Source organism: Jatrophihabitans sp. (genome assembly GCF_046262535.1).
In the GTDB taxonomy this organism is placed as follows: domain Bacteria; phylum Actinomycetota; class Actinomycetes; order Mycobacteriales; family Jatrophihabitantaceae; genus Jatrophihabitans.
On the sequence record NZ_JBHEMO010000142.1, the window covers coordinates 1 to 10,231 of the forward strand.

8 protein-coding genes are annotated in these 10,231 nt (G+C 67.6%); all 8 read right to left on the reverse strand.

Annotated features, from left to right (window positions below; all coding sequences use genetic code 11):
* Window positions 1-32: 32 nt before the first annotated feature.
* Complete coding sequence (locus tag ABR571_RS18985; RefSeq protein WP_409454778.1) at window positions 33-299, reverse strand: hypothetical protein; 267 nt, start codon at window positions 297-299, stop codon at window positions 33-35.
* Window positions 300-301: 2 nt separating this feature from the next.
* Window positions 302-3,016 (reverse strand): DNA polymerase I, encoded by a 2,715-nt coding sequence (gene polA, locus ABR571_RS18990; protein WP_409454779.1) that lies wholly within the window; start codon window positions 3,014-3,016, stop codon window positions 302-304.
* 68 nt (window positions 3,017-3,084) lie between these two features.
* Entirely contained in the window at window positions 3,085-3,672 is a 588-nt protein-coding gene (locus ABR571_RS18995; RefSeq protein WP_409454780.1) for an N-acetyltransferase family protein, read from the reverse strand.
* A gap of 152 nt (window positions 3,673-3,824) precedes the next feature.
* Window positions 3,825-4,601: an ABC transporter ATP-binding protein gene (locus tag ABR571_RS19000; RefSeq protein ID WP_409454781.1), complete on the reverse strand. Its 777-nt coding sequence runs from the start codon at window positions 4,599-4,601 to the stop codon at window positions 3,825-3,827.
* A complete protein-coding gene (locus tag ABR571_RS19005; RefSeq protein ID WP_409454782.1) occupies window positions 4,594-5,502 on the reverse strand; it encodes an ABC transporter ATP-binding protein in 909 nt (302 codons plus the stop codon). The genes ABR571_RS19000 and ABR571_RS19005 overlap by 8 nt, the downstream gene beginning before the upstream one ends.
* Entirely contained in the window at window positions 5,499-7,823 is a 2,325-nt protein-coding gene (locus ABR571_RS19010; RefSeq protein WP_409454783.1) for a branched-chain amino acid ABC transporter permease, read from the reverse strand. The genes ABR571_RS19005 and ABR571_RS19010 overlap by 4 nt, the downstream gene beginning before the upstream one ends.
* Window positions 7,820-8,770: a branched-chain amino acid ABC transporter permease gene (locus ABR571_RS19015; RefSeq protein ID WP_409454784.1), complete on the reverse strand. Its 951-nt coding sequence runs from the start codon at window positions 8,768-8,770 to the stop codon at window positions 7,820-7,822. The genes ABR571_RS19010 and ABR571_RS19015 overlap by 4 nt, the downstream gene beginning before the upstream one ends.
* 122 nt (window positions 8,771-8,892) lie before the next feature.
* Complete coding sequence (locus ABR571_RS19020) at window positions 8,893-10,125, reverse strand: branched-chain amino acid ABC transporter substrate-binding protein (RefSeq protein ID WP_409454785.1); 1,233 nt, start codon at window positions 10,123-10,125, stop codon at window positions 8,893-8,895.
* Between the last annotated feature and the right edge of the window lie 106 nt (window positions 10,126-10,231).

Genomic DNA, 10,231 nt, shown 5'->3' on the forward strand with positions numbered 1-10,231 from the left:
GCCGCGCTGAAAGGCCGGGCCGCCGAGGCAGTTCACGGTCCGAGCAGCCGGGTGAGACCGTCGGCGGCCGCCCGCGTCGCGTCGGTCTTCGTCTCTCCCTGCGCCACGTAGAACCGGCGGGAGGACCGGTCCACGGCCAGCACCGTCCACGGGCCTTTGCCTTCTTCACCGCTCAGCTCGACGTAGAGACGTTGGCGGTCGTGCTCGACCCGCAGCCGATGGGCGTCGTTGCCGTCCTCGTGCAGGATCCGGCGACGGGCGGGATCGGCGATGAAGGAGGTCCAGCGGCTGCCGGGCACGGTCAGTGCGCCGCGTCGTGCCAGGTGGGGCCGACGCCGACGGAGACGTCCATCGGCACGTCGAGTTCGTACGCGCCGCCCATCTCGGCCCGGACGAGTTCCTCGACCGCTTCGCGCTCGCCGGGCGCGATCTCGAGTACCAGCTCGTCATGGACCTGCAGCAACAGGCGGGAGCGCAGTCCGGCCGCGGCCAGTCCGCGATGGACGCCGAGCATAGCCACCTTGATGATGTCGGCGGCGCTGCCCTGGATGGGGGCGTTGAGCGCGGCCCGTTCGGCCATCTCGCGCAGGTTGCGGTTGTCGCTGGTGAGGTTGGCCAGGTAGCGGCGCCGACCCATGATCGTCTCGGTGTAGCCGGTCTGCCGGGCGTCCTCGACCACCGACCGCAGGTAGACGCGTACGCCGCCGAAGCGGGTGAAGTACGCGTCCATCTGCCCGCGCGCCTCATCAGCGGTGATCTTGAGCTGCTTCGCCAGCCCGAATGCGGACAGGCCGTAGGCCAGGCCGTAGCTCATGGCCTTCACCCGGCGCCGCAGCTCGGCGTCAATGTCCTCCGGTGGCAGGTCGAACGCGCGCGACGCGACGAAGGTGTGCAGGTCCTCGCCGGTCGTGAACGCCTCGATGAGTCCCTCGTCATGTGACAGGTGAGCCATGATCCGCATCTCGATCTGGCTGTAGTCGGCCGTCATGATCGACTCGTATCCGGGCCCGACGACGAAGGTCTCGCGGATGCGCCGGCCCTCGGCCGTGCGGACCGGGATGTTCTGGAGGTTCGGATCGGTCGAGGACAGCCGGCCGGTCGCGGCGACGGTCTGGTTGAACGTCGTGTGGATGCGACCCACGTCGTCGACCAGCGGGAGCAGACCGTCGACGACGGACTTGAGCCGCGCGACCTCGCGGTGCCGCAGCAGCAGCTCGAGCACGGGGTGCTGGGTCTTCACGTACAGATCGGCCAGCGAGTCGGCGTCGGTGGTGTAGCCCGTCTTGATCCGTTTGGTCTTGGGCAGACCGAACTGGTCGAACAGGATCTCCTGCAGCTGCTTGGGCGAGCCGAGGTTGAACTCCTTGCCGACCTCGCGGTGCGCGTCCTGTTCCACCGCCTGGACGCCGGCTCCGAGCTCGGACTGCAGCGCCACCAGCGCGTCGGTGTCGGCGGCGATGCCCACGGCTTCCATGTCGGCCAGGACGTAGGTGAGGGGCAGTTCCATGTCCCTGAGCAACTCGGCGCCGCGGCTGCGGGCCAGCTCGCCGTCGAAGGCCTCGGCGAGATCCTTGACCGCGCTCGCGCGGACGGTCTCGGCGTCGGCGATCGCGTCGTCGGATTCGTCCAGCCCGCCATCGAGGGTGAGCTGACCGGAGTCCTCGATGTTGCTTCGCAGCTCGCGGTGCAGGGTGCGTAGCGCGAGATCGGCGAGATCGAACGTGCGCTGGTCCGGACGCAGGATGTAGGCGGCCAGCTGCGTGTCACTGGTGACCCCGCCGAGCGCCCAGCCGTGCTGGCGCAGAGCCAGCAGCGGGCCCTTGATGTCGTGGACGGCCTTGGGGATGTCCGGGTCGGCCAACCAGGCGGCGAACACCTTGTCGTCGTCCGGGGTGAGCATCTCCGGGGGGATGAAGGCCGCACTGCCGTCGGCCGCGGCCAGCGCGACGCCGGTGAGCGAGCCGGTGCCCCGCCCCCACTGCCCGCGAAACGCCAGGCCGACCCGCCGGCCGTCGCACGCGTGTTCGTCGAGCCATTGGCCGACGTCGTCCGGGCCGAGCCGCGAGGTCGCGACGTCGAAACCTTCCTCGGCCTCGGGCTCGGCCGCGTCCACGGTCGCGAAGAGCCGCTCGCGCAGCACCCGGAACTGCAGATCGTCGAAGAGGCGGTGCACCTCTTCGCGGTCCCACTGCCGGCGGGCCAAGGCATCGAGCTGGATGTCGACGTCGACGTCGCGCACGAGTTCGGTCAGGCGCCGGTTCAGCTCGACGGCGGCCAGGTTCTCGCGCAGCGCGTCACCGACCTTACCCTTGACGGTGTCCACCCGGTCGATGAGCTCGCGCAGCGAGCCGTACTCGCGGATCCACTTGGCGGCGGTCTTCTCGCCGACTCCGGGGATCCCCGGCAGGTTGTCGCTCGGATCGCCGCGCAGCGCCGCGTAGTCGGGGTACTGGGCCGGACTGAGTCCGTACTTCTCCTGCACCGCGTCGGGCGTGAAGCGGGTCATCTCGCTCACGCCGCGCTTCGGATAAAGCACCGTGACGTGGTCGTTGACGAGCTGCAGTGCGTCACGGTCGCCGGTGCAGATGAGGACGTCGACATCGCCGGCCACCGCCTGGGTGGTGATCGTGGCGATGACATCGTCCGCCTCGTAGCCTTCGGCGGTGATCACCGGGATGCGTAACGCGTCCAAGACCTCGCGGATCAGCGTCACCTGGCCGCGGAAGTCGTCGGGGGTCTCGGACCGGCCCGCCTTGTAGTCGGCGTACATCTCGCTGCGGAACGTCTGCCGGGACACGTCGAAGGAGACGGCGACGTGCGTCGGTTCCTCGTCGCGCATCAGGTTGATGAGCATGGAGGTGAAACCGAAGACGGCATTCGTCGGCTGCCCGGTGGTCGTCGACATGTCCACCTCGCGCAGCGCGTAGAACGCGCGATAGGCGAGAGAGTGCCCGTCGAGAAGCAGGAGCGTGGCCGTCGCGCTCTTCGTCGGGTTGGACGTTTTCGTCGCCGTCACGAACGGACCTCGCTGTGCTGGCTCACGCCCCTCACCTTAGGCGCAGGGTGTGACGGCGCAGACGGCGATCAGGCGCCGCGGCCGACCGCCCGGGAAGCGAAGCCGCCGCGCTGGGCGCGCACCATGCGGGTCCGGCGCAGGACGGCCATCCGGCCGGCCACGTCGGTCATGCCCAGGGAGCGGCGCAGCGAGCTGGTGGGCGCGATCCGGTGCACGACGAGCGGCGCGAAGCCGATCCGGGCCAAATAGCGGTTGCCCTCGCGGGACCCCGCCGCGGCGGTAGCGAGGAGGTGTTCGACGCCGGCGTCCTCGGCCAAGTGCACCGCCGCGGCCAGCAGCGACCGGCCGATGCCCCGGCGCCGGTGCCCCGGGGCCACGACGAGGTGGGTGACGTGCAGGACGGGGGTCAGGTCGATGGCTCCGACGGCGTCGTCGCGGGCCGACAGCATCCCCACGACCGCGCCGGCCTCGTCCGCAGCGATGAGCAGCACGCGCTCTGAGCGCAGGATCTGCCCGAACCGCTCGGTGAGGTGCTGCGTGCTCTGGTCCTGCAGGGGCCGGCCGCTGAACATCCCGGTGCTGGTGTCAATGCTCTGGACCAGGGCCACGAGGGACGGGATGTCATCTTCGTTGGCGGGTCGGACCCGGACGTTCACACGCGACATTCAGGTGCCTCCAATGACTCGATGGCCCCGACAACGAATTGACTGCACGCGCAACCATAGATGGCTGTGGTCAACAGCGCCTCAGGAGGTTGGCCTCGTGGCAGCTAGCTGAATTGCACCTAGGCGGAGCCAAGATCGTGCGGCTAGGATGCCGCGATCTCCTCACCGAGGTAAGCCGCGCGGATCCGGTCGTCGGCGAGCAGCTCCTGACCGGTCCCCTCGAGCACGATGTCGCCGGTCTCGAGGACGTACCCCCGGTTCGCCAGCGACAGCGCCTGCGCGGCGTTCTGCTCGACGACCAGCACGGTGACCCCGCTGTTGTTGATTTCGCGGATGATCTCGAAGATCTGAGCCACGATCAGCGGGGCCAGGCCCATCGACGGCTCGTCGAGCAGCAGCAGGCGCGGCTTGCCCATGAGCGCCCGGCCGATGGCCAACATCTGCTGTTCGCCGCCGGACAGCGTGCCCGCCTGTTGCTTGATCCGCTCCTTCAAGCGCGGGAACAGCTCGTAGACGCGCTCGAGATCCGCCTGATCGGTGGACTTGAACCGGAAGGCACCCATTTCCAGATTCTCGGCCACGGTCATTCGCGGGAAGACGTGCCGCCCCTCGGGCACGTGGCAGACGCCGAGGCGGATCAGCTGGTGGGCGGGAATCCCGTCGATGCGCTTACCGTCGAACGTGATCGAGCCCTTCGCCGGGCGCAGCATGCCCGACACGGTCTTCTGCGTCGTGGTCTTGCCCGCTCCGTTCGCGCCCAGCAGCGCGACGATCTCGCCCTCGCGGACGGAGAAGCTGATGCCCTTCAGGGCGGCGATGGTGCCGTAGCGGACCTCGATCTGATCGACCTGGAGCAGCTCCCGGGCCTGCGCGCTCGACGACGTCGCCGCCTTCTCGGTGCTGACCGGCGGTTCACTCATCGGGTTCGTCCTCTCGCGCGGCGGCGACGGCTTCGGTGTCGATCAGGTGCAGCTCGGGCTGGTCAGCCACCTGCCCCTCGGCCTCCTCCGCCGACGTGCCCAGGTAGGCCGCCACGACGACCGGGTCCTTCTGGATGTCGTGCGGCGTCCCCTCGGCGATCTTCTCGCCGAAGTTGAGCACGATGATTCTGTGGGCGACGGACATGACCAGCTTCATGTCGTGCTCGATCAGCAGCACGCTGACGCGCCGCTCGGTGTTGATGCGCGAGATCAACTCCGCCAGCTCGCGCTTCTCGACGGGGTTCGTGCCCGCGGCCGGCTCGTCAAGCAGCAGCACACCCGGATTCGTGCCCAGCGCGCGCGCGATCTCGAGGCGCCGCTGCTCACCGTAGGCCAGCGAGCCGGCCAGTTCGTTTGCCTGTCGCGCGAGTCCCACGTCGCGAAGCAGTGCGAGCGCGGCGGCCGTGCTCTCGCGCTCCTCCTTGCGCTGCCAGGGCATTCCCAGCATGGCCGAGACCGGACCGGACTTCTGCCGGGTCTCGATGCCCACCTTGACGTTCTCGATGGCGGTGAGGGCGGGGAACAGGCGGATGTTCTGGAACGTCCGGGCGACGCCCAGATGATTGACGACGTGCGTCTTCTTGCCGATGACACTGACCGGCGCTTCGCCGGCCCGACCCACCACCGTTATCGATCCGTCCTGCGGCGTATAGACGCCGGTGAGGGAGTTGAACAGCGAGGTCTTGCCGGCGCCGTTCGGACCGATGACCGCGAGGATCTCGCCGCGGTACATCCGCATGCTGACGTCGTTGAGGCTGACCACACCGCCGAAGCGCAGCGTCACATGCTCGACGTCGAAGACGACGTCCTCGGTCGCCGGAGTCGCCTGGGTCGCGGTCACATCGCACCTGCTCTCGGCACGGCCACGGTCTCGCCCGAATCCGATCCCTCGAGACCCTCCAGCTCGGCCTTGCGCCGCTTGGCCGGCAACAGACCGGCCGGCCGGAAGATCATCATCGCCAGGACGAGCGCGCCGATCCACATCTGCCGGTCCTCCACCGGCACCTGGTCCTTGAGGAACTGGGGCAGCCAGGTGAGGACCGCCGCACCCGCCATCGCGCCCTGGAGCGACCCCATGCCGCCGAACACCACGTACGCGACGATGAGGATGGACGCCTGGAGGGTGAACAGAGTCGGGTCGAAGTACCCCACCTGCGTGGCGAAGAACCAGCCGGCCAGCGCTGACGTCGACGCGCCGATGACGAAGGCGAGCAGCTTCACGTTCACGGTGTTCACGCCGCTGGCCTGCGCCGCGACCTCGTCCTCGCGGATCGCCGCCCACGCCCGTCCCAGCCGTGAGCCCTCGAGGCGGTAGAAGAGCACGATCACGATGATGAGCATGATCAGCAATAGGTACCAGTAGGGCAGGTTGTCCTGACCCCACGTGATGCTCAGGCCGCCGAAGTGCAGGTGCGGGTGGGGCACGGTCGGACCCTGCGGACCGCCCGTGAAGTGCTTGAGGTTGATCGACAGGATCTGCACGATCTCACCGAAACCGAGCGTCACGATGGCCAGGTAGTCGCCGCGCAAGCGCAGCGTCGGCGCCCCCAGCAGCACGCCGGCGATCATGCAGATGACGATGGCGAACGGGATCGACCACAACGGCGAATGGAACGCGTGCAGCCAGTTCGGTGGCTTCACCGGCAGGCGGCCGGTCATGTACGCGGTCGTGTACGACCCGACCTCGTAGAAGGCGATGTAGCCGAGATCCAGCAGGCCGGCCCAGCCGACCACGACGTTGAGGCCGATCGCCAGCAGGACGAAGGAGCCGATCTGCGAGACCAGGGTGTTCTGCCAGGTGACGGTGAGGGTGGGCGGGTAGAACAACGCGAAGCCGATTCCGATGATCAACAACGCCTTGGCCATCGACGACGTGCGCACGGTCTCGACCATCGCCGACACCGGAAGTTTCTTGGTGGACGCGCCGGGCGCTTTCCCGCCCCCCGATGCTCGGGTGTCAGCCCGCTCCTTCTTCTCCGCCTGCGCCCGGTCGTGGGCCGCGCCGATCACGAGTGCGGCCGCCCCGGCAAAGATGGTGAACACCATGCAGGCGGCGAATCCGCCGGCGCCGAGGTTCTTCCACCTGGCGCCGTACTGGGACGCCTGGTCGGCCGCGACACCGGTGATCGACTTCAGCGTCAGGAAGGTGAGCACCACCGCGATCAGCGAGGCGATCCCGGCCACCCAGCCCAGGATCTGGTGCCGCAAGTAGGTGGCCGCGAGGGTGAGGGCCGCGCAACCGAGGAGCAGCGTCCAGCCGAGCCAACTGAAGTACTGCGACGCGATTCCCGAGATGCCGGTACCGGAGAACGTGGACCGGCTGTCGGCGAAGGAGTCGTTGCGCTGGGCGCCGGTGCCGAACCATCCGGCCGTCGTGTAGGCCAACAACCCCCAGATCAGCCCGACCACGGCCAGGACGAGGCCGGGCCGGAATCCGTTGACCGTGCGCACGAAAGCCCGGGTGTCGGCCACCTCTGCCCGCGTCCGAGCCGCCGTCATCCCGGCCCCGGCAAGCACCAGGAACCCCAAGATGTCGCCGTACATGCCGAGCGAGTGATCGTAGCCCGGAAGCGTCGACACGTCGACCACGTCGGAGTGGGCCACATACGCCAATACGGCGCCGGCGACGCCGACCACGGCCGTCAGGTACCCAGCCACGCGTATGCGCGCGATGATCGCAACCCCGCACAGCAGCAGGGCCACGATCATGAGCGTCCAGGCCAGCCACGAGAAAAACGGCTCAGTGACGCCGGACAAGCCCGAGACATTGGACACGGCGGTCCGGACGGCGGAGAACTTCGCGCTGCCCGCGCTGTCGGCGAGGGGGTCGTACCAGTTCATGATCGTCTGCGCGCCGATGACGATCAGCAGTCCGGCGCCGAGCGGGTAGGTGCCCGGCCGGCTGACGTACGGCGCGACCAGCGGCCAGAAGGTCATCAGCAAGAAGATGACGAGACCGATGAGGAGGAAGAGGAACACGCGGGGCTTGAAGATCGCGCCGGTGATCCCGACATGAAAGTCGTCCTGCGTGCCGTGCTGGTTGCCGACCATCAGAGCCAGGACGATGCCGCCGAAAAGGCAGGCAGCCAGGCGCTGCATCGACGCCTTGCCGAAGAGGTCGCCGGCGAAGCTGCGGGCCGTCGGGCGGGTGTCCACGGTCATGCGGCACGCCCCAATCGTTCACCGAGGATGCCGGTAGGCCGGACGAGCAGGATGAGCACCAGCACCACGAAGCTGACGACGTCGTTCCACTGCGCCCCGACGAACGGCAGGGCGGAGAAGAGGACCTCGGTCTCGCCGAGCAGAAGACCGCCGATCATGGCGCCGCGGATGTTGCCGATGCCGCCGAGCACGGCGGCCGCGAACGCCTTGACGCCGGGCGTGAAGCCCATGAGGTTGCTGACCCCGATCAACGACCCGTACATGAAACCGGCGACGCCGGCGAGCGCGCCGCCGATCACGAAGGTACGCGAGATCGTCTTGTCAATGTCGATACCCATGAGGGCGGCCGTCGGGGCGTCCTCGGCGACCGCCCGGATCCCCCGACCGAGCTTCGTCCGGTTCACCAACCGGTCGAGGAAGATCATCATGGCGAAGGCCGAGAAGATGATGATGCTTTCCAGCAGCTTGAACTTCGCCGAACCGATGTGGAAGAGGACGCGGTCGGTGTTGAAGTACTCGGGGAACGGGTTGTTCGTCAGATGGTTGAACAACTTGCCCGCGAGGTTGGACAGGAACAACGATGCGCCGATCGCGCTGATCAGGAATGCCAACTTCGGTGCGCCGCGTTGTCGCAACGTCTTGTACGCGACCTTCTCCAGCAGCCAGGCCGTGCCGGCGCCGACGATCGCGCCGACGAGTACCCCCGAGATGACGGTCAGCGGCACCATGACGCCGGATATATGTCGTTTCCCGACGATCCCGTCGACGACGAGATAGCTACCGAATCCCCCGAGCATGAAGACCTCGCTGTGCGCGAAGTTGATCAGCTGCAGCACGCCGTAGACCAGCGTGTACCCGAGCGCCACCAATGAGTAGATCGACCCTTGCTCCAGACCGATCACCAGGTTTTGCGGTAACTGCTGCAGCCAGTCTTGGGATTGGCTCAAGGCCGGTGCTCCTTCGGATCCCGGTGCGCTACGCGACTCCGCACACCGATGGTGGGCAAGCGACGGGCGAGCCGGGTCTCCCCGGCTCGCCCGCCATTGCTCATTCGATTAACCGGAGAGTGTCAGCTCTGCTTGTTGATGTCGCCGATGCCGACGATCTGGTTGTTCTTCTCCTGGAACAGGTTGACAACCAGGTTCTTGGCCTCGACCTCACCGTTGGGCTGGAACTTGATGCTCGTGGTGATGCCCTGGAAGTCCTCCGCGTTCAGCGCCGTCAGCAGGCTCGTACGGGTGACGGGGCCGTTCGCCGATGCCTTGTCCATGGCGTCCATGAACAGGTTGGCTGCGTCGAAAGCCTCCGACGAGTAGGTCGACGGATCCGTCTTCCACTTCGCCTTGTAGTCCGCCGCGAACTGCTTGGCCGACGGCGCGATCGTGGCGTCCTGGCAACCACAGGTGAAGTACCAGCCGTTGCCGGCGGCGCCGGCGTCCTTGGTGAAGATGGAGTCCTTGCCCCCGTTGCCGGTGACCGTCCGACCCTTGAAGCCGGCCGACTTCAGCGCCTTCGCCAAGAGGGCGGCCGCGGTGTCGTAACCACCGTAGAAGAGGGCGTCGGCGCCCGACGAGGCAATGGTCTGGGCGATCGGATTGTAGTTCTGCGTCGTCTTTCCGTCGACGCCCGATGTCTGGACCTTGACGCCCTTGGCCTGGAGCTCGTGGGCCATCGTCCCGGCCACGCCGGCACCGTATGCGCTCAGGTCGCTGAGCACGAAGACCTTCTTGGCGCCGCTGCGGGCCAGCCAGTCAGCGCCCTGGGAACCTTCAACGTTGTCATTGGGGATGATCCGGTGCCAGCACTTCCAGCCGTGGTTCTGGAGCGTGCCACGGCTGGCCGAGGCGGTCACCGTCGGCATGGGCGGGCTGGCGCCGCAGAAGCTGGGGTTGACGGCCTCGCTCTCGCCGGAGAACGCAGGGCCGATGACGCCGACGATGGTCGAGTCGGAGATCAGCTTGGTCGCGGCCGGCGGGGCCTTGGCCGGGTCACCCTCACTGTCGGAGAGGACGAGCTTGACCTGGAACTTGTGCTTGTGCGCCGCGTTGGCCTGGTCGATGGCCAGCTGCGCGCCCTGGCGCTCGTTGATGCCGAGCTGGGCGTTCGGGCCGGACAGCGCGCCGATGAAACCGAGCTTGTAGGTGACGCCGGTAGCCGGGGCGGAGCCGCTGGAGCTCTTGTTGCCGCCGCCGTTGCCGAGTCCGCCGCTGGTGGACTTCTTCTTGCTGCTGGAACAACCGGTGAGTGCCAGGGCACTCGCCGTCGTCAGTACCACAACTGTGGTGATTACGCGGGATCGCACTGCTGAGCCTCCTGTGAGGGCATCGTGGTTCTACGGCGCCACCTAATTGTCAGCGCCGGATGGCCGGACGTTAGCCCAATACGTCGATCATCGGAACCAGCGTCGG

Bases quoted from the DNA above. Each gene is read 5' to 3' on its own strand.
- ABR571_RS19000 (WP_409454781.1), bottom strand. From the start codon at position 4,601: ATGAGTGAACCGCCGGTCAGCACCGAGAAGGCGGCGACGTCGTCGAGC.
- ABR571_RS19010 (WP_409454783.1), bottom strand. From the start codon at position 7,823: ATGACCGTGGACACCCGCCCGACGGCCCGCAGCTTCGCCGGCGACCTC.